We start from the raw sequence: 17,577 nt of genomic DNA, 5'->3' as shown, positions 1-17,577 counted from the left end.
TTAGGCACGCCGCCAGCGTTCATCCTGAGCCAGGATCAAACTCTCCAATAAAGTTAGTTTGTCTAGCATCTAAAAATAAAAATTGACGTTCACGTTGTTTGTTTCGTTCAGTTTTCAAAGAACTACTCAGTCGCTCATTTGCGACTTCCTTATGTTAACATCTTCATTTTTCGATGTCAACTAAGTTTTTCAATTTCTTTTTTGTCGTTTTCTGCATTTCTGCATCAGCGACGTTTATTAATTTATCATATCCTTACTCTTAACGTCAACACTTTTTAATAAAAAATTCTTTTTCTTATATAACGAATACATTCTTCCCTATTAGCAACTCTCCGAAATAAACAAAAAATGATTTTATACCTTTCTTCCATCGCCTTTTTTACAACGCTATGTATACGCTCATCTTCAAAATCAAATAAAAGTTCCTCTAACTCTCTCTTCAGTATGTATTCCATTTCTTTTTTCTCTTCCTTCGTCAACATAATCCCAAGCAAATTATCACCCCAATAACTCCTTACGTGTACCGATAAACGCCCCACTCATTTTCAATTATCAATAATGTATCACCAAAAACAAAATTCTATCACTCATTATATCCACCACTTACGATATTAATCCCTTGTTCTCTTTTTTAAATTTAAAGCATATATGTAACTGAAAAGGATTGGACAAAGGGGCGTAATATTATGTTTTTCTTTTTTATTACAAGTAAAAGAACATTTAAACACATTAGCTTAATAGTCGTACTTTCCTTATTTACAGCATGGCTACTCTTTTTAAAAACATATTCACATGAATCTGCTTTTTCAACTGCTACTGGCCCTAAGGTGATTTACAAAGGGGACACTGCAAAAAAACAAGTTGCATTCACGTTTGACATTAGTTGGGGAGACCAAAAAGCTATTCCAATCCTCAATACACTCAAAGAAAGAGAAATTAAGAACGCAACCTTCTTTCTCTCTGCTGCATGGGCTGAAAGACACCCTGATATTGTCGAACGCATCATGAAAGATGGACATGAGATTGGTAGTATGGGCTATAATTACACGTCCTACACTTCACTAGAAGCAAATGAAATACGAAGAGATCTTTTGCGGGCACAGGATGTTTTTACAAAACTTGGCGTTAAACAAGTCAAGCTATTACGTCCACCTAGTGGCGATTTTAACAAAACAACTCTTAAAATAGCGGAATCACTCGGATACACCATCGTTCATTGGAGTAACAATTCAAATGACTGGAAAAATCCCGGCGTAAATAAAATCGTTTCCACAGTCTCTAGCAATTTAAAGGGTGGAGATATTGTCTTATTGCATGCTTCTGATTCTGCTCTTCAAACCAATAAGGCTTTACCATTGCTCTTACAAAAATTAAAGAGCGACGGATATGAACAAACATCTGTATCACAACTTATTTCCAACACAAGTACAAAAAGTGAAGATATTAAGTAGTTCCTTTCCACACGGTTCTTCACACATAAAAAGCTCTGCTATCTTTCGTTAAGATAGCAGAGCTTTTTTTATCCTAGTATTTACAAACGATAAGAATCTGGCTAATTAAAAACCCAATCTCTCCTCATTAAGCTGACTTACTCTTTTGTCCAATTAAACGATGCAATACAAGTAACTGATATGTATTACACAATAGAAGTGGTATCACCATTAAATATAACCAATCTGTATCATTAATTCGGAGCGCTGGTACCCATTCAAGAATTGTTACAACAACCATAAAGAACAGAGCGGGAACAAATGCTTTTTTATTTGTTTCTTTACTCTTTATGTAAGCGACAATTGCCCCAAACACAAATAACATCCCAGCAACAAGTATGTTATTCCCTAATGAAACTTCTCCATTTGCAATAAGTACTGACCTTAAATAAACGAAATCAAATAATACGAACGCAATAAAGAACAGTTGCACTGCATTCCATAAAGAAGATGACCGGAACATCCCTAGTCCAAAACGATGGATTGTTAAATATGCAAAGAACCCCATTTGACTTATAACACTAAAAATAAACCCTACACCCATCAACCAAAAAGAAATCGCTAAAATTTCTTTACCGTCGAAATTTTGAAAAAATTTAGCGTACTTGTCCCACTCCAAAACAAATCCAATAAAGACTGTGCTAATCCCACCAAGAAACAACGTCGTAAAAAATAGTCGTACCCACTTGCGGCTATTCACAACACATCCCCCATTATTCTTATATTTCTAATTAAATTGTATCAATGACAATTTCAAAAAGCTAGCCATGTTCATGTATAAATTCCTTAAAGATATTTATATTAAAAAAAGAGAACTGTGCTGAAAGGAGCTCCAACTTATGAAACGGATGCTGCTCGTTTCGATTTCTTCCCTTTTACTTTTTGCACTAGTAGCATGTGCACAAGGAAAAGAAACGAAATCTGAACTAGATTACGATCAAACAAAGAAAATGATTGTTGATATTTTAAAAACCGATCAAGGAAAAAAAGCAATCCAAGATGTATTAACGGATGAAAAAATGAAACAAGCACTCATACTAGATGAAACGGTAGTAAAGAAAACGATTGAAGATGCGATGGTATCCGACAAAGGGCAACAATTCTGGGAAAAGCTCTTTAAAGACCCTGAGTTCTCATCGAAATTTGCTAAAAGTATGGGAAAAGAACAAACAAACTTGATGAAAACTTTACTTAAAGATCCTGAATACCAATCAGGTGTTATAGAGATTATGAAGAATCCTGAAGTAGAAAAAATTATGTTACAAACAATGAAGAGTAAAGAATATCGTCAATATTTACAACAAGTACTAACCGAAACCGCTGAAAGTCCACTCTTCCAAGCTAAAATGATCGACATCATTAGTAAAGGTGTACAAAAAGCCGAAAAAGGCGGATCTGATAAAAAAGGCGGTGAAGGTGGTTCTCAAGGTGGGAACAAAGAGCAACAGTAAAAATTATAATTATAATAATGAGTGGACAATGTATGTATCGCCCACTCATTATTACTTTATTTTTGTGTAACGGCCGTTTTATCAATAACTGTCTCAGCTATCGCACGATAAATGAGACCCGTTGTATGTGTATCTTCATATACTGAAGGTGCAAAGTCTTCTTTATTCCAATCAGGTTGCTGAAGTGGAATTCGGCCAAGTACATCCGTTTGGAGTTCCGTAGCTAGTTTGTCTCCTCCGCCTCTTCCAAACACATACTCTTTCTCACCAGTTGCTTTACTTTCAAAGTATGCCATATTTTCAACGACACCAAGAATGCTATGTTCTGTACGTAAAGCCATGGCTCCAGCGCGCGCTGCTACAAATGCTGCTGTTGGGTGCGGCGTTGTTACAATAATCTCTTTACAAGCCGGCAACATCGAATGCACATCTAGAGCAACATCACCCGTACCTGGTGGTAAATCCAATACTAAGTAATCTAAATCACCCCATTCTACTTCTGTGAAAAAGTGATTTAACATTTTCCCAAGCATCGGTCCTCTCCAAATAACAGGTGCGTTATCTTCTACAAAGAATCCCATTGAGATTACTTTCACGCCTAGACGTTCCACTGGTATTATCTTATCACCTCTTACAATTGGACGTTTTTCTATACCCATCATATCCGGTACACTAAAACCATAAATATCCGCATCAATGATACCAACCTTTTTTCCTAAACGAGCTAAAGCAACTGCAAGGTTAACAGAAACAGTCGATTTCCCTACTCCACCTTTTCCACTTGCCACTGCTAAAAATGTTGTATTTGAGTTCGGTGATAATAAGGATTCACTTTTCTCTTCCTCTTGCGGTGATGCAAACTGAGCTAATTCCTCTTCTGTAAATTCTGCAAAACGAAGCCCAACTGTTGCTGCTCCAAGTTCTTTTACTAACTTTACAATTCCAGACTGCAACTGCATTTGTTCCGCTGTACCTGTCTTTACAATTGCAATCTTAACACTTACATGTTCCTTCTCAGGCTTGACTGTTACTTCTTTAATTGCATTTGTTTCTTTTAACGTTTTATGTATAAACGGATCTACAATCCCTTCCAATGCTTCCACTACCTGCTCTTTTGTTACCATAATTAGCCCAGCCCCCTGTATGAAAAATAACGTAATGTTAATTAAATTTATCTTTCTTTACTTTTGAAATAAATGCGTTTACATTTCCAGTATAACATATTTTCGGAAAACTTCGTTAACGAGAGAAACTCGAAAAATCCTCCTTATTCTGGAGGATTTCCTTTTTCCGTAAAATAACGTAATATACCACGATATATTGCAGCCGCTACTTTTTGCTGGTATTTCTCCGAATTTAACATATATCTTTCATTCACATTCGATAAAAAGCCAGCCTCAATTAAAGCACCTGGTTTTTTGGCATACTTCAATAAATACACGTGAGGAATTGTTTTAGCAGAACGATTCGTATTTTCTAAGCTTGTTCTCAATTCAGCTTGTATAAATTTCGCAGCCCGTTCATTTTCAATCGAAGAACGGTAGTAAAACGTTTGTGCGCCCTTAGATCCACTACTAGTTAGGGCATTTAAATGAATACTCGCAAAAAAGTCTACATCAGGCTTATTAATGATCTCAACACGCTTTTTTAAATCCTCTGCTTTACGTCTACTATATGACTTTGTATCTTTATTAGCTAAATCATAATCTCCTTCACGCGTTAAAATAACTAAAGCACCTTGTTCTTGTAAATAATCTTGTACCTTTTTTGTAATCTCAAGCGTAATATCTTTTTCTACAATATCCTTTCCACCAACAGCCCCTCCGTCTGGTCCCCCATGCCCAGCATCTAGTACAATCACTTTCCCTGATAAGGGTAAATTCCAAGCTCGCCACGATTTTGTAATTTGAAATTCTTGTTTAACTAAAAAAAACAAAACAACCGCAGCGAGCGCAAAAGAGATAATTCGAATTCTCTTCATACCTTTCCTCCTCCAGCTAGTCCCTCTAATTACTTATATGGGACAAGAGGAAAGTTTATGCTTGTCTTAGTGTAGCTTTAATCGATATCTTCTTTCGCCCTTTTCATACCCTTCCTGCCACCACAAGCCGATAAACTGCTGGCACGATTCCAAAAGCAATTCCTCGTCTTGCAACTTAATTTCACGTATAGTCATACTCGTTAAAAATTGAAATAACGTTTCTGTTAATTGTTGCTCTTCTTCTAAAGCCCTATATTTCACATCAAAGAATGATTCACCATGATAACCAAATTTACTGTATCTCGCTCCTAATAAATAAGATTCTATCCCTAGTTCAATACAATAATCTTCATACTGACGATGAAGTTCTTGCATCTGAAAGGCATCACGAATATTTGAACGCAATGTTTTTAATGATAATTCTCGCAGCATCTTCCGCTCGTATTTTAACTGCTTTTCTTTTTGTTTTTCTTGTAAGTTGACAATGACATTCATAGTACTTATAAACCTCCCTAATACGTATTAGTCTAAACTTCTAAAGAAGAAGCATACGTGCGGCAGTAGCACTAAAATATTCCAAGCTACAAAAATTACAAAAGAAGAATTAAACATAAAAAACCCCAACCAAAATGGTTGGGGTTTTAAGTTCGCAAAAATTAACGTTTTGAGAACTGAGGTGCACGACGTGCGCCTTTAAGACCGTATTTTTTACGCTCTTTCATACGTGCGTCACGAGTTAATAGACCTGCACGTTTTAATGTTAGACGGTATTCTGGATCAGCTTTTAATAAAGCGCGAGAAATACCGTGACGAATAGCACCAGCTTGACCAGTGTATCCACCACCATTTACGTTTACAAGTACATCGTAGTTACCTAAAGTTTCTGTTGCAACTAGAGGTTGTTTCACTACTTCACGTAATGCAGCAAATGGGATATAGTTTTCAAAATCACGACCGTTAATGATAACGCGTCCTTCGCCTGGAACTAGGCGTACGCGCGCTACTGAACTCTTACGACGTCCAGTGCCATAGTATTGAACCTGTGCCAAAGTAAGCCCTCCTTTAATTAATTATCCGCGAAGTTCGTAAACTTCTGGTTTTTGTGCTTGGTGTGGATGCTCTGCTCCAGCATACACGTTTAATTTCTTAGACACTTGACGTCCTAAACGTCCTTTTGGAAGCATGCCTTTAATTGCAAGCTCTAACATTTGTACAGGGTAGTTTGTACGCATTTCTAGAGCTGTTCTTTGCTTAAGTCCACCTGGGTGGTTAGTGTGACGGTAGTAAATTTTATCGTTTAATTTATTACCTGTTAAATGAATTTTCTCAGCGTTAATAATAATTACATGATCACCCGTGTCAACGTGTGGTGTAAATGTAGGTTTGTTTTTACCACGTAAAATGGATGCTACTTCAGTAGATAGGCGACCTAAAGTTTGACCTTCAGCATCAACCACATACCATTTACGCTCAACTTCGTTAGCTTTTGCCATAAAAGTCGTACGCATGTGTTTCCCTCCTCGTTATCTTTTCCATAGAAAAAATCTATTGTTTATCTTAAACACGATTTCCTTCCGGGGCTAATCGTGGTTTTAGAAACAATACCATATGTTATGATATACTTTTGAGTTTCTAATGTCAAGCAAATGTTACACCAGGATTAGTTGTTATAGTTTACCTGCCATAAGTAAAGTCCGTGACCTGGAGCCATCTTTCCAGCAAACTGGCGATTTTGTTTCGCTAAAATCTCTGGAATGCTGTCAGGATCAAGCTTCCCTTGCCCTATGCTAAGTAACGTACCAACAATAATTCTGACCATATTATATAAAAATCCATTACCTACAAAACGAAAAATTAATTCATCGTCTTGCTCAATTAACTCGATTTCATAAATTGTTCGCACTTTATCTTTTTTGTCAGTTTTTGCCGAACAAAAAGAAGTGAAATCATGCGTTCCAATAAAATAAGGAATCGCTTTTCTTATAGCATTTATTTCGAGCGGATATGGATATTGATATACGTAATTTCTACGGAATACATCCGCAGTCTTTGATAATAATACACGATAACGATATTCTTTTCTCTCGACACCGTAACGTGCATGAAATTCTTCTGTTTTCTTCTCTACCTGTCTGATAACAATATCATCCGGTAACATTGTATTTAAAGCATTACTCCATTGCCACTCTTCAAGAGACAAAGGTGTATCAAAGTGTATCACTTGTCCTTTGGCGTGAACGGTAGAATCCGTTCTGCCTGATGCCTGCACACGAACAAGTTCTCCTTTATGCAACTTCTGCAATGCTTTCTCTATTTCTTGTTGAACAGTACGATGCTGTGGTTGAATTTGGTAACCACAAAAATGAATGCCATCATATGCAACTGTACATTTTATTCTATCCATTTCTCTATTCTCCATTACGACCGCACCCATGCCAAAATACAAGCTAAACAAAGTAAGCTTACAATTGTTACTGTATCACTTATTTTCCAGCGTAGTTGCCTAAATTTAGTACGTCCTTCGCCACTTCGATATCCACGAGCTTCCATCGCAATCGCTAAGTCCTCTGCACGCTTAAAAGCACTGATAAATAGTGGAACGAGTAGTGAGATGATAGCTTTCATCCTATCTTTTATCGGTCCTCCAGCAAAATCAATACCACGTGACGCCTGCGCTTTCATAATTTTACTCGTTTCATCCATTAATGTGGGGATAAATCGAAGAGAAATTGACATCATTAATGCGATTTCATGAACAGGAACTTTCATACGCTTCAACGGCTTTAATAACGTCTCTAAACCATCTGTAATCTCAATTGGCGTTGTTGTTAACGTTAATAATGTCGTCATTAAAATAATAACGAAAAATCGTATAGAAATGTAGATCCCTTGCTCTAATCCTTTTTCATGTATCGAAAACCAACCAAGCTGGAATAGTACTTCCCCTTCTTTATTTGTAAAAATATGCAGGAAAAATGTAAAAAGAAAAATCCATAAAATTGGTTTTAAGCCCGAAAGTACATAACGAATCGGCACTTTTGCAAAAAATAAAGCAATGAGTGCATATAAAAATAAAAATCCATATGAAATCGCATTATTTGCTAAGAAAACAACAAATACATATAAAAAGACAATCAACAGCTTCGTACGAGGATCAAGTTGATGAATGAGTGACTGACCTGGAATGTATCTCCCAATAATCAACTGCTGCATGATTCATGACCACCTTTTCGTAACACCTGTACAACTTCATGAGTAAGATCCTCTAAAGATAAGGTAGCCTTCGAAATTGAAATACCAAACTTCTCTTCAATTGCACGTTTATACTTTAAAGACATTGGAAGATCCACACCGATTTGTTCTAATTCATCAGCATGTGAAAATACTTCCTCTGCTCTTCCTTGCAAAAAGACCGTTCCTTTATGCATGACCACTATTTGATCTGCATACTTAGCGGCATCCTCCATATTATGGGTAACAAGAATAACTGTAAGCCCCTGTTCCTTATGCAAATTGTAAAACATCTCCATGAGCTCGTGCTGTCCTTTCGGATCAAGCCCTGCTGTAGGTTCATCTAATACAAGCACTTCGGGTTCCATCGCAAGTACGCCTGCTATTGCAACACGCCTCATTTGCCCACCGCTTAATTCAAACGGAGAACGTGCTAATAACTCTATGTCCAATCCAACAAGCTGGATTGCATCTTTCGCCTTTTGTTTCGCCTCTTCTTCAGATACACCAAAATTAGTAGGCCCAAAACAAATATCCTTTTCAACTGTTTCTTCAAATAGTTGATGTTCTGGAAACTGAAAGACAACCCCTACTTTTTTTCGTAGCGGCTTAAGTTTCTTCTCTTTCTTCCCTGCTGAAATTAAATGTTCACCAATTTGAACCGTACCATTTGTCGGCTGCAATAAACCATTTAAATGTTGAATCATCGTCGACTTACCTGAACCAGTATGACCGATAATGGCATAATAGCCCCCACTTGGAAACGACACGTCTACATCATAAAGTGCGCGTCTTTCAAATGGAGTTTTATATTGATAACGATGTTCTACTTTTTGGAATGTAATCTCCAAAGTTCGTTCACCAAGCTTTCCATTGTAAGATGCATATTTTGCAAGTGAATTTCATTTCTTTTTAATAATTCTGCTATTTTTACCGAAAAAGGTACATCTAATCCAATCTCTTGGAGCATATGAGAGGATTTGAAAATTTGCTCTGGAGTACCTTCCTCTAATATTTCTCCCTTGTTCAAAATAATAATACGGTCTGACTGTGCCGCTTCTTCTAAATCGTGCGTAATCGATAACACCGTAATACCCTTTTGATTAACAAGTTGTCTGACCGTTTCTACTACTTCACGTCTTCCCTGAGGGTCTAACATTGAAGTTGCTTCATCTAGTATTAAAATAGATGGCTGAAGTGCTAAAATACCTGCTATTGCGACTCGCTGTTTTTGTCCACCAGATAACGAATGGGGTTCATCATTAAGAAAATCTTCCATATGGACAAGTTGCAGAGCTTGTTCTAGTCTTTCTATCATCTGCTCCCTTGGCATTCCGATGTTCTCAAGACCGAATACAACGTCATCTTGTACTGTCGTTCCAACAAATTGATTATCTGGATTTTGAAATACCATCCCAATTTGCTTTCGAACATCCCATACTGTTTCCTCTGATAAAATCATTGTATCATTTACAGTAATTGTCCCTGATTCCGGTAAAAATAAGCCATTCAATAATTTTGCAAGTGTAGACTTCCCTGAACCATTTTGTCCAATAACAGATACCCATTCTCCCTCATATAAGGAAAACGAAACATCTTTTAATGCATAAGAGGCTGCCCCAGGATATTGAAATGATATATTTTCTGTCCGAAGTTTCTCTTTTTTCAATACAAGGCACCCTTTCTATCGCCAAGTTAGCCTATTTTTTTATACTTAAAAAAAAAGGGCCATGACCAGTTACTTGAAAAGAACTGTCCTGCCCTTTTAATCATCATTATACTAACTCGATAATTACCATTGGTGCTGCGTCTCCGCGACGTGGACCAATTTTTGCAATACGAGTGTATCCGCCTTGGCGCTCAGCATAGCGTGGAGCTACATCAGCGAATAATTTTTGAAGTGCATCTTGACCAGTCTCAGCGTTAGCAACTTCATTACGGATGAAAGCTGCTGCCTGACGACGAGCATGAAGATCTCCGCGTTTACCTAAAGTGATCATTTTTTCCACTACAGAACGAAGTTCTTTTGCACGAGTTTCTGTCGTTTGGATGCGCTCGTTGATAATTAAATCAGTAGCTAAATCACGTAACATAGCTTTACGTTGCGCACTTGTACGGCCTAATTTTCTGTATGCCATTCGTAGTTCCCTCCTTTGTTGATGGGTTTAAATCCTCAGTCGTCTTTACGTAAACCTAAACCTAATTCCTCAAGTTTATGTTTAACTTCTTCTAAGGATTTACGTCCTAAGTTACGAACTTTCATCATATCTTCTTCTGTTTTGTTCGCAAGCTCTTGTACAGTATTAATTCCTGCACGTTTTAGGCAATTATAAGAACGAACAGAAAGATCCAGTTCTTCGATAGTCATCTCTAGAACTTTTTCTTTTTGATCTTCTTCCTTCTCGACCATAATCTCAGCATTTTGTGCTTCGTCAGTTAAACCAACAAAGATATTTAAATGCTCAGTTAAGATTTTGGCACCTAAAGAGATAGCTTCTTTTGGCCCGATGCTTCCATCCGTCCATACATCAAGCGTAAGCTTATCATAATTAGCCACTTGTCCAACACGTGTCTTTTCCACTTGGTAAGTAACACGTGATACTGGAGTATAAATAGAATCAATAGGAATTACTCCTATTGGTTGATCTTCGCTTTTATTTGCATCAGCTGGCGTATACCCACGGCCACGCTTTGCAGTTAAACGCATGCGGAAATGCGCATTTTTTGCTAACGTCGCAATGTGTAAATCTGGATTTAAGATTTCAACATCACTATCGTGAGTAATATCAGCAGCTGTGACAATACCTTCGCCCTGTACATCGATTTCCAACGTCTTCTCTTCTTCAGAGTAGATTTTAAGAGCTAACTTTTTCAAGTTTAAGATGATCGTCGTAACGTCTTCTACTACGCCCTCAACTGTTGAAAATTCGTGTAAAACGCCATCGATTTGGATAGCAGTTACAGCGGCACCAGGGAGTGAGGATAAAAGAATACGACGTAAGGAGTTACCCAAAGTAGTACCATATCCACGCTCAAGCGGTTCAATCACGAATTTGCCATACTTAGCATCTTCGTTAAGTTCAACCGTTTCGATTTTCGGTTTTTCGATTTCAATCATTAACTAAACCCTCCTTCAAAACGTCGAAACCCCGGTTAAACAAAGGAAGAACCTCTGTTCAACCGAAAGTCCCCCTTAGGCAGTTCCCGATTGTGCACAACAAGCGATGTTTCTGTACGAAATTTCTCGATAATGCATCATATCCATTATAGACAAAAGGGAAAATTCTATACAGAAAAATTACACACGACGACGTTTTGGTGGACGACATCCATTATGAGGAACTGGAGTAACATCTCTAATTGCTGTTACTTCTAGGCCTGCAGCTTGAAGAGCACGAATTGCAGCTTCACGACCAGCACCAGGACCTTTAACAGTAACCTCTAAAGTTTTTAAACCATGCTCCATTGCAACTTTAGAAGCAGCTTCAGCAGCCATTTGCGCAGCGAATGGAGTAGATTTACGAGATCCACGGAAACCAAGTGCACCAGCACTAGACCAAGAAAGTGCGTTACCGTGAGTATCTGTAAGAGTTACGATTGTGTTGTTGAAAGTAGAACGAATATGAGCTATACCAGCTTCAATATTCTTTTTCACACGTTTTTTACGAGTGTTTGTTTTACGTGCCATTGTTAGTTCAACCTCCTTTACTTATTATTTCTTTTTATTTGCTACTGTACGACGTGGACCTTTACGTGTACGAGCATTGTTTTTAGAGTTTTGACCACGAACTGGTAAACCACGACGGTGACGAAGACCACGGTAAGAACCGATCTCCATTAGACGTTTAATGTTAAGAGATACTTCACGACGAAGGTCTCCCTCAACTTTAATACGATCGATGATATCACGGATACGTCCTAATTCATCTTCCGATAAATCACGAACTCGTGTTTCCGAAGAAATACCAGCTTCTGTAAGAATTTTTTCAGCAGTTGTGCGACCAATGCCGAATACGTAAGTTAAAGAAATAACAACGCGCTTGTCACGAGGAATATCTACACCTGCGATACGTGCCATTCTGAATGCACCTCCTTCTGATTAACCTTGTTTTTGTTTATGTTTAGGGTTTTCACAAATAACCATTACTTTTCCACGTCTACGAATAACTTTACATTTTTCGCAGATTGGTTTAACTGACGGTCTTACTTTCATGTCTCGAACCTCCTTAAAGATTACGGAGTGCTATATTATTTAAAACGGTACGTAATACGACCACGATTTAAATCGTACGGAGATAATTCTACCGTAACTTTGTCTCCTGGTAAAATACGAATGAAGTTCATACGGATTTTACCAGAAACGTGAGCCAATACGACATGCCCATTCTCTAATTCTACTTTGAACATAGCATTTGGCAACGTTTCAAGAACGGTACCTTCGACTTCAATTACATCATCTTTAGCCATTCAATAGTTCTCCCTTCTTCAAATCAGTAACATTTTACACTGCTCTGAAATCCCGGAGAGCCAGCTACTTATAAAGTGGTAAGGATTTCGTATCCTGCTTCTGTAAGAGCAATCGTGTGCTCAAAGTGGGCACACCATTTACCATCTACCGTTACCACTGTCCAGTCATCAGATAGTGTTTTTACATATCGTCTTCCTTGATTCACCATCGGCTCAACACAGATGACCATTCCCGGCTTTAATCTAGGGCCTCTATTTGGTGGACCATAGTGCGGGATTTGAGGGTCCTCATGTAAGTCTTGCCCGATTCCGTGACCAACATACTCCCTAACGATCGAGAACCCATTCTCTTCAGCATGGGTTTGAACCGCATGCGAGATGTTTGATAATCTTTCGCCTGGTTTTACTTGTTCTAGACCAAGATACAACGATTTTTCTGTGACATCAAGTAGCTTTTGAACAGATTCAGAAATGTTTCCAACTGGATACGTCCATGCAGAATCTCCATGGTACCCATTGTATTTCGCACCAATATCGATACTGATGATATCGCCCTCTTCGAGCTTACGCTTCCCTGGAATCCCGTGTACAAGCTCTTCATTTACAGAAGCACATATGCTCCCCGGAAATCCGTTGTATCCTTTAAAAGATGGCGTAGCACCATATTTTTGAATCGTCTTTTCCGCTATTTGATCGAGCTCTTTCGTTGTAATTCCTGGAGTAATGTGTTGTTTCAACTCTTGATGAGTTAAAGCAACGATCCTGCCAGCTTCTCGCATGATGTCTATCTCGCGAGGAGTTTTGCAGATGATCATTACGCTAAGCCTCCGATGAGAACATCGATATCAGCAAATACTTTATTGATATCTTGCTCACCATTAATGCTTTGTAAGTAACCAAGCTCCTCGTAGAAATCAAGCAAAGGTTTTGTTTGCTTAATATTTACATCTAAACGATTTGCTACAGTTTCTTCATTGTCATCAGAGCGTTGATATAATTCGCCACCACATTTATCGCACACATCAGCTTTTGCTGGCGGATTGAATTCTAAGTGGTAAGTCGCACCGCACTCTTTACAAATGCGACGGCCTGTAAGGCGTGTTAATAACAACCCTGAATCCACATTAATGTTTAAAACATAGTCGATTTTTTTGCCAAGATCTTTCATAATCTCTTCAAGAGCTGATGCTTGTGCAACAGTTCGTGGGAAACCATCTAATAAGAAGCCTTTAATACAGTCTTCCTGACTTAAACGTTCACGAACAATTCCGATTGTAACTTCATCTGGAACAAGCGCACCTTTATCAATAAAAGATTTTGCTTGTAAACCAAGTTCAGTTTCAGCCTTCATAGCTGCACGGAACATATCTCCTGTTGAGATGTGAGGGATGTTATACTTGGCAACAATCTGTTCGGCTTGTGTACCTTTACCAGCACCAGGAAGCCCCATTAAAATTAAGTTCATCCTTGTTCCCCCTCAGTACATGAGCATGTAGGGAAGACAATTCTTCCCACTTACTCACTGCTTGATAAACCCTTTGTAATGGCGTTTTACCAATTGGCTTTCTAGCTGCTTCATTGTTTCTAAAGCAACGCCGACAACGATTAACATACTCGTTCCACCAATCTGTGCAGATGGAGGAAGATTTCCCAATTTCGTAAAGATAACTGGTAATATTGCAATCGCTGCTAGGAAAATTGATCCCACAAAGGTCAAACGATACAAGATTTTTGTTAGATATTGTTCTGTATTCTTACCCGGACGAATACCTGGAACATATCCACCTTGCTTGTTTAGATTCTCTGACATTTGCTCTGGATTAACCTGAACAAATGCATAGAAATATGTGAAGGCTACAATGAGCGCAACATATATAATCATTCCCACTGGGTGAGAATAGTTAAAGTTTGCAATAATCCACTGCGACACATCATGTTTCGGGAAGAACTGTGCAATAGTTGGAGGCGTAATTAAGAATGAAACAGCAAAAATGACTGGAATAACACCCGCACTATTTACCTTAAGTGGTAAATGAGTGTTTTGTGCTCCAGCATGATTCCCATTCCCTCCTGTTACACGCTTCGCATATTGAATTGGAATCTTTCTAACAGCCTGTTGAATGAAAATAACGCCAACAATAACTGCTAGCACAGCTAGTAAAATCAATGCAACTTTAACGATACTCATGAACAATTGATCTCCGATATTTTGAAACTGTTGTTGATACACTTGAGATATAACACTTGGGATCGCTGCGGCAATACCACCAAAGATAAGGATGGAAATACCATTACCTACACCTTTAGATGTAATCTGTTCACCTAACCACATTAAAAATGCAGTACCAGCAGTCAGTACCGTAGCAATGTATAAATAAGTGCTCCAACCAGGATTCAAAATTAATTGCCCACCTACCATACCGTTAAAACCGATCGACATACCAAACCCCTGAATAAACGCAAGAACAATTGTAAAGTAACGCGTGAATTGCGTTAGTTTACGACGGCCCATTTCACCTTGCTTCGACCATTCCGAAAATTTAGGAACAACATCCATCTGCAATAATTGCACGATGATGGATGCTGTAATATACGGCATGATTCCCATCGCAAAGATGGAGAAGTTCTTCAAGGCGCCACCGCCAAATGTATTTAGTATACCTAAGGCATTTAATTGATCTTGTGCTTTCAGTACGTCTCCATTTGTGAATGGCACTGGGATAAACGTGCCAATCCTGAATACGATTAACATCGCTAAAGTGAATAATATTTTACGTCTTATCTCAGCAACGCGCATAAAGTTGGAGATTGTACGAAACATTAGATCACCTCAACTGATCCGCCAGCTGCTTCAATTGCTTCTTTAGCACTTGAAGAGAACTTGTGCGCTTTAACAGTTAATTTTTTCTCTACTGCTCCGCTTGCAAGAATTTTAACACCGTCGTTTAATTTGCTGATAACGCCAGTTTCCAGCAATAATTCAGGTGTTACTTCTGTACCATCTTCAAAACGATTTAACGTTGATAAGTTTACAATAGTAAACTCTTTACGGTTAATGTTTGTGAAGCCGCGTTTTGGTAAACGACGGAATAGTGGAGTTTGACCACCTTCGAAGCCAAGACGAACACCGCCGCCAGAACGTGCGTTTTGTCCTTTATGACCTCTACCAGCAGTTTTACCGTTACCAGAACCGATACCACGACCGACACGGTTACGTACTTTACGAGAACCTTCTGCAGGTTTTAATTCATGAAGTTTCATTCCCAGGCACCTCCTTATATTAATGAGTTATCCTTAAGCTTCTTTTACAGTTATAAGGTGAGAAACTTTGTTGATCATACCAAGAATAGCAGGAGTTTCTTCCTTAACTACAGTTGAATTCAACTTTTTAAGACCTAAAGCTTCTACCGTCGCACGTTGATCTTGTGGACGACCAATTACACTACGAGTGAGGGTAATTTCTAACTTTTTCGCCATTTGTTTTCCCTCCTTAACCTAGTAGCTCTTCTACAGATTTACCGCGTAATTTTGCAACATCTTCAGCGCGCTTAAGTTCGCTTAATCCGTTCACAGTAGCGCGAATCATGTTGATTGGTGTGTTAGAACCAAGAGATTTCGAAAGAATATCTTGTACACCAGCTAATTCTAGTACCGCACGAACAGGTCCACCAGCAATAACACCAGTACCCTCAGCAGCAGGTTTTAAGAATACTTCACCAGCTCCAAAATGACCGTTGATTGTATGTGGAATTGTTGTACCAACTAATGGTACTGCGATTAGGTTTTTCTTAGCGTCTTCGATAGCTTTACGAATTGCGTCTGGTACCTCTTGTGCTTTACCAGTACCGAATCCAACATGACCGTTTTTATCGCCAACTACAACTAGTGCAGCAAAGCGGAAACGACGACCACCCTTAACAACTTTCGCGACACGATTTATCGTAACTACACGTTCTTCAAGTTCTAATTTACTTGGGTCAATGCGTTGCATCAATTTTCCCTCCTTTGACCATTAAAATTGTAATCCAGCCTCACGAGCAGCTTCAGCTAGAGCTTTAACACGGCCATGGTATAAGTAACCACCGCGATCAAATACTACTTCTTTAACGCCTTTCTCTACAGCACGCTTAGCAACTGATTCTCCAACTTTCGTAGCAGCTTCAGTATTGCTAGTACCGTTAAGAGCAAGGTCTTTATCAAGAGTAGATGCACTTACTAATGTTACACCATTTACGTCATCAATAACTTGAGCGTAAATATGTTGGTTAGAACGGTACACGTTTAAACGTGGACGTTCTGCAGTACCAGTAAGTTTAGCACGTACACGTGCATGTCTTTTCTTACGAGTCGCATTTTTAGCAGCTTTAGTGATCATTCTTGTCACTCCTTTCTCTCACCTAACGGGTTTACTTAGCAGTTTTACCTTCTTTACGACGAACAACTTCGCCTTCGTAACGAATACCTTTACCTTTATATGGTTCAGGAGCACGTACAGCACGGATGTTAGCAGCAAATTCGCCAACACGTTGCTTGTCGATACCTTTAATTACGATTTTAGTTGGTGCAGGTACTTCAACTTCAAGACCTGCTTCCGGAGTCATTTCTACTGGATGAGAATAACCTACGCTTAAAACAAGTTTATCTCCTTGTTTTTGAGCACGGTAACCAACACCGACTAATTCAAGTCCGCGTGCGAAACCTGCAGTTACACCTTCAACCATGTTTCCGATTAAAGCACGAGTTGTACCGTGTAATGCACGGTGTTCCTTCTGTTCAGATGGACGCTCAACTGTTAGTGTATTTTCTTCAACTTTGATAGACATATCAGCATTGAATGTACGAGTTAATTCACCTTTAGGGCCTTTTACTGTTACAGTATTGTCTTCTGCAATTGTAATAGTAACACCTGCAGGGATTTCAAGAATCTTTTTACCAATACGAGACATGTGGTCACACC

At 38.6% G+C, this 17,577-nt stretch carries 27 protein-coding genes; 2 read left to right on the top strand and 25 right to left on the bottom strand.

What is annotated here, in order from left to right; translation table 11 throughout:
• Positions 1 to 275 precede the first annotated feature (275 nt).
• Positions 276 to 494, bottom strand: coding sequence for a hypothetical protein (locus tag BWGOE10_RS00750; protein WP_070140542.1), 219 nt, complete (start codon positions 492 to 494; stop codon positions 276 to 278).
• A 192-nt stretch (positions 495 to 686) separates the two neighbouring features.
• Here BWGOE10_RS00750 and pdaB point away from each other — a divergent pair, with 192 nt between their 5' ends.
• A complete protein-coding gene (pdaB, locus tag BWGOE10_RS00745; RefSeq protein ID WP_002063440.1) occupies positions 687 to 1,451 on the top strand; it encodes a polysaccharide deacetylase family sporulation protein PdaB in 765 nt (254 codons plus the stop codon).
• Positions 1,452 to 1,578: 127 nt separating this feature from the next.
• On the opposite strand, the gene kbaA is transcribed toward pdaB, so the two are convergent.
• Positions 1,579 to 2,190, bottom strand: coding sequence for a KinB signaling pathway activation protein KbaA (gene kbaA / locus BWGOE10_RS00740; protein WP_070140541.1), 612 nt, complete (start codon positions 2,188 to 2,190; stop codon positions 1,579 to 1,581).
• 139 nt (positions 2,191 to 2,329) lie between these two features.
• On the opposite strand from kbaA, the gene gerD reads away from it, so the two are divergent.
• Complete coding sequence (gene gerD / locus BWGOE10_RS00735; protein ID WP_002063438.1) at positions 2,330 to 2,941, top strand: spore germination lipoprotein GerD; 612 nt, start codon at positions 2,330 to 2,332, stop codon at positions 2,939 to 2,941.
• A gap of 56 nt (positions 2,942 to 2,997) precedes the next feature.
• Here the strand turns inward: gerD and BWGOE10_RS00730 are convergent, their stop codons facing one another.
• The 23 genes from BWGOE10_RS00730 to rplF all read right to left on the bottom strand — a co-directional run bounded on the left by BWGOE10_RS00730 (position 2,998) and on the right by rplF (position 17,566).
• A complete protein-coding gene (locus BWGOE10_RS00730) occupies positions 2,998 to 4,065 on the bottom strand; it encodes an Mrp/NBP35 family ATP-binding protein (RefSeq protein WP_070140540.1) in 1,068 nt (355 codons plus the stop codon).
• A gap of 143 nt (positions 4,066 to 4,208) precedes the next feature.
• Positions 4,209 to 4,922 carry an N-acetylmuramoyl-L-alanine amidase CwlD gene (gene cwlD / locus BWGOE10_RS00725; RefSeq protein WP_002113331.1) on the bottom strand — a complete coding sequence of 238 codons (714 nt, stop codon included), beginning with the start codon at positions 4,920 to 4,922 and terminating at the stop codon, positions 4,209 to 4,211.
• A gap of 66 nt (positions 4,923 to 4,988) precedes the next feature.
• Positions 4,989 to 5,417, bottom strand: coding sequence for a DUF2521 family protein (locus tag BWGOE10_RS00720; RefSeq protein ID WP_070140539.1), 429 nt, complete (start codon positions 5,415 to 5,417; stop codon positions 4,989 to 4,991).
• A 161-nt stretch (positions 5,418 to 5,578) separates the two neighbouring features.
• Entirely contained in the window at positions 5,579 to 5,971 is a 393-nt protein-coding gene (rpsI, locus tag BWGOE10_RS00715; protein ID WP_000079986.1) for a 30S ribosomal protein S9, read from the bottom strand.
• A gap of 21 nt (positions 5,972 to 5,992) precedes the next feature.
• A complete protein-coding gene (gene rplM, locus BWGOE10_RS00710) occupies positions 5,993 to 6,430 on the bottom strand; it encodes a 50S ribosomal protein L13 (RefSeq protein ID WP_001260795.1) in 438 nt (145 codons plus the stop codon).
• A 152-nt stretch (positions 6,431 to 6,582) separates the two neighbouring features.
• Complete coding sequence (gene truA / locus BWGOE10_RS00705) at positions 6,583 to 7,326, bottom strand: tRNA pseudouridine(38-40) synthase TruA (protein WP_070140544.1); 744 nt, start codon at positions 7,324 to 7,326, stop codon at positions 6,583 to 6,585.
• Positions 7,327 to 7,340: 14 nt separating this feature from the next.
• Positions 7,341 to 8,135, bottom strand: coding sequence for an energy-coupling factor transporter transmembrane component T family protein (locus BWGOE10_RS00700; RefSeq protein ID WP_070140538.1), 795 nt, complete (start codon positions 8,133 to 8,135; stop codon positions 7,341 to 7,343).
• Positions 8,123 to 9,004, bottom strand: coding sequence for an energy-coupling factor ABC transporter ATP-binding protein (locus BWGOE10_RS00695; protein WP_002113327.1), 882 nt, complete (start codon positions 9,002 to 9,004; stop codon positions 8,123 to 8,125). The genes BWGOE10_RS00700 and BWGOE10_RS00695 overlap by 13 nt, the downstream gene beginning before the upstream one ends.
• A complete protein-coding gene (locus BWGOE10_RS00690; RefSeq protein WP_070140537.1) occupies positions 8,980 to 9,822 on the bottom strand; it encodes an energy-coupling factor ABC transporter ATP-binding protein in 843 nt (280 codons plus the stop codon). The genes BWGOE10_RS00695 and BWGOE10_RS00690 overlap by 25 nt, the downstream gene beginning before the upstream one ends.
• Before the next feature lie 106 nt (positions 9,823 to 9,928).
• A complete protein-coding gene (rplQ, locus tag BWGOE10_RS00685; protein WP_000331490.1) occupies positions 9,929 to 10,291 on the bottom strand; it encodes a 50S ribosomal protein L17 in 363 nt (120 codons plus the stop codon).
• A gap of 35 nt (positions 10,292 to 10,326) precedes the next feature.
• Positions 10,327 to 11,271, bottom strand: coding sequence for a DNA-directed RNA polymerase subunit alpha (locus BWGOE10_RS00680; RefSeq protein WP_000569644.1), 945 nt, complete (start codon positions 11,269 to 11,271; stop codon positions 10,327 to 10,329).
• A gap of 180 nt (positions 11,272 to 11,451) precedes the next feature.
• Positions 11,452 to 11,841 (bottom strand): 30S ribosomal protein S11, encoded by a 390-nt coding sequence (gene rpsK, locus BWGOE10_RS00675; RefSeq protein WP_002009745.1) that lies wholly within the window; start codon positions 11,839 to 11,841, stop codon positions 11,452 to 11,454.
• 24 nt (positions 11,842 to 11,865) lie between these two features.
• Positions 11,866 to 12,231, bottom strand: a complete 366-nt coding sequence (gene rpsM / locus BWGOE10_RS00670) for a 30S ribosomal protein S13 (RefSeq protein WP_002009746.1) — start codon at positions 12,229 to 12,231, stop codon at positions 11,866 to 11,868.
• A gap of 21 nt (positions 12,232 to 12,252) precedes the next feature.
• Positions 12,253 to 12,366, bottom strand: coding sequence for a 50S ribosomal protein L36 (gene rpmJ, locus BWGOE10_RS00665; protein WP_000868344.1), 114 nt, complete (start codon positions 12,364 to 12,366; stop codon positions 12,253 to 12,255).
• Positions 12,367 to 12,401: 35 nt separating this feature from the next.
• Positions 12,402 to 12,620, bottom strand: coding sequence for a translation initiation factor IF-1 (gene infA / locus BWGOE10_RS00660; RefSeq protein WP_001029884.1), 219 nt, complete (start codon positions 12,618 to 12,620; stop codon positions 12,402 to 12,404).
• Positions 12,621 to 12,688: 68 nt separating this feature from the next.
• Positions 12,689 to 13,435: a type I methionyl aminopeptidase gene (gene map / locus BWGOE10_RS00655; protein ID WP_070140536.1), complete on the bottom strand. Its 747-nt coding sequence runs from the start codon at positions 13,433 to 13,435 to the stop codon at positions 12,689 to 12,691.
• Positions 13,435 to 14,085: an adenylate kinase gene (locus tag BWGOE10_RS00650; protein ID WP_002063428.1), complete on the bottom strand. Its 651-nt coding sequence runs from the start codon at positions 14,083 to 14,085 to the stop codon at positions 13,435 to 13,437. Before BWGOE10_RS00650 ends, map begins: the two co-directional genes overlap by 1 nt.
• Positions 14,086 to 14,139: 54 nt before the next feature.
• Entirely contained in the window at positions 14,140 to 15,441 is a 1,302-nt protein-coding gene (secY, locus tag BWGOE10_RS00645) for a preprotein translocase subunit SecY (RefSeq protein WP_070140535.1), read from the bottom strand.
• Entirely contained in the window at positions 15,441 to 15,881 is a 441-nt protein-coding gene (gene rplO / locus BWGOE10_RS00640; protein WP_002009754.1) for a 50S ribosomal protein L15, read from the bottom strand. The genes secY and rplO overlap by 1 nt, the downstream gene beginning before the upstream one ends.
• A 33-nt stretch (positions 15,882 to 15,914) precedes the next feature.
• Positions 15,915 to 16,097 carry a 50S ribosomal protein L30 gene (rpmD, locus tag BWGOE10_RS00635; RefSeq protein ID WP_001085231.1) on the bottom strand — a complete coding sequence of 61 codons (183 nt, stop codon included), beginning with the start codon at positions 16,095 to 16,097 and terminating at the stop codon, positions 15,915 to 15,917.
• A gap of 13 nt (positions 16,098 to 16,110) precedes the next feature.
• Entirely contained in the window at positions 16,111 to 16,611 is a 501-nt protein-coding gene (rpsE, locus tag BWGOE10_RS00630) for a 30S ribosomal protein S5 (RefSeq protein ID WP_002009759.1), read from the bottom strand.
• A 21-nt stretch (positions 16,612 to 16,632) separates the two neighbouring features.
• Complete coding sequence (gene rplR / locus BWGOE10_RS00625; protein ID WP_002009761.1) at positions 16,633 to 16,995, bottom strand: 50S ribosomal protein L18; 363 nt, start codon at positions 16,993 to 16,995, stop codon at positions 16,633 to 16,635.
• A gap of 31 nt (positions 16,996 to 17,026) precedes the next feature.
• The gene (gene rplF / locus BWGOE10_RS00620; RefSeq protein WP_070140534.1) at positions 17,027 to 17,566 is read right to left on the bottom strand and encodes a 50S ribosomal protein L6; all 540 of its coding nucleotides are present in this window, start codon (positions 17,564 to 17,566) and stop codon (positions 17,027 to 17,029) included.
• Between the last annotated feature and the right edge of the window lie 11 nt (positions 17,567 to 17,577).

It is taken from the genome of Bacillus mycoides, from assembly GCF_001757995.1.
In the GTDB taxonomy this organism is placed as follows: Bacteria; Bacillota; Bacilli; order Bacillales; family Bacillaceae_G; genus Bacillus_A; species Bacillus_A mycoides_B.
This window is presented reverse-complemented; position numbering and strand designations above follow the sequence as displayed.

What these genes read in the sequence shown, in the direction of transcription:
- pdaB (WP_002063440.1), top strand. Translation starts at nt 687, where the DNA reads ATGTTTTTCTTTTTTATTACAAGTAAAAGAACATTTAAACACATTAGC.
- gerD (WP_002063438.1), top strand. Translation starts at nt 2,330, where the DNA reads ATGAAACGGATGCTGCTCGTTTCGATTTCTTCCCTTTTACTTTTTGCA.
- BWGOE10_RS00730 (WP_070140540.1), bottom strand. Translation starts at nt 4,065, where the DNA reads ATGGTAACAAAAGAGCAGGTAGTGGAAGCATTGGAAGGGATTGTAGAT.
- cwlD (WP_002113331.1), bottom strand. Translation starts at nt 4,922, where the DNA reads ATGAAGAGAATTCGAATTATCTCTTTTGCGCTCGCTGCGGTTGTTTTG.
- BWGOE10_RS00720 (WP_070140539.1), bottom strand. Translation starts at nt 5,417, where the DNA reads ATGAATGTCATTGTCAACTTACAAGAAAAACAAAAAGAAAAGCAGTTA.
- rplM (WP_001260795.1), bottom strand. Translation starts at nt 6,430, where the DNA reads ATGCGTACGACTTTTATGGCAAAAGCTAACGAAGTTGAGCGTAAATGG.
- truA (WP_070140544.1), bottom strand. Translation starts at nt 7,326, where the DNA reads ATGGATAGAATAAAATGTACAGTTGCATATGATGGCATTCATTTTTGT.
- BWGOE10_RS00700 (WP_070140538.1), bottom strand. Translation starts at nt 8,135, where the DNA reads ATGCAGCAGTTGATTATTGGGAGATACATTCCAGGTCAGTCACTCATT.
- rplQ (WP_000331490.1), bottom strand. Translation starts at nt 10,291, where the DNA reads ATGGCATACAGAAAATTAGGCCGTACAAGTGCGCAACGTAAAGCTATG.
- BWGOE10_RS00680 (WP_000569644.1), bottom strand. Translation starts at nt 11,271, where the DNA reads ATGATTGAAATCGAAAAACCGAAAATCGAAACGGTTGAACTTAACGAA.
- rpsK (WP_002009745.1), bottom strand. Translation starts at nt 11,841, where the DNA reads ATGGCACGTAAAACAAACACTCGTAAAAAACGTGTGAAAAAGAATATT.
- rpsM (WP_002009746.1), bottom strand. Translation starts at nt 12,231, where the DNA reads ATGGCACGTATCGCAGGTGTAGATATTCCTCGTGACAAGCGCGTTGTT.
- rpmJ (WP_000868344.1), bottom strand. Translation starts at nt 12,366, where the DNA reads ATGAAAGTAAGACCGTCAGTTAAACCAATCTGCGAAAAATGTAAAGTT.
- infA (WP_001029884.1), bottom strand. Translation starts at nt 12,620, where the DNA reads ATGGCTAAAGATGATGTAATTGAAGTCGAAGGTACCGTTCTTGAAACG.
- map (WP_070140536.1), bottom strand. Translation starts at nt 13,435, where the DNA reads ATGATCATCTGCAAAACTCCTCGCGAGATAGACATCATGCGAGAAGCT.
- BWGOE10_RS00650 (WP_002063428.1), bottom strand. Translation starts at nt 14,085, where the DNA reads ATGAACTTAATTTTAATGGGGCTTCCTGGTGCTGGTAAAGGTACACAA.
- secY (WP_070140535.1), bottom strand. Translation starts at nt 15,441, where the DNA reads ATGTTTCGTACAATCTCCAACTTTATGCGCGTTGCTGAGATAAGACGT.
- rplO (WP_002009754.1), bottom strand. Translation starts at nt 15,881, where the DNA reads ATGAAACTTCATGAATTAAAACCTGCAGAAGGTTCTCGTAAAGTACGT.
- rpmD (WP_001085231.1), bottom strand. Translation starts at nt 16,097, where the DNA reads ATGGCGAAAAAGTTAGAAATTACCCTCACTCGTAGTGTAATTGGTCGT.
- rpsE (WP_002009759.1), bottom strand. Translation starts at nt 16,611, where the DNA reads ATGCAACGCATTGACCCAAGTAAATTAGAACTTGAAGAACGTGTAGTT.
- rplR (WP_002009761.1), bottom strand. Translation starts at nt 16,995, where the DNA reads ATGATCACTAAAGCTGCTAAAAATGCGACTCGTAAGAAAAGACATGCA.
- rplF (WP_070140534.1), bottom strand. Translation starts at nt 17,566, where the DNA reads ATGTCTCGTATTGGTAAAAAGATTCTTGAAATCCCTGCAGGTGTTACT.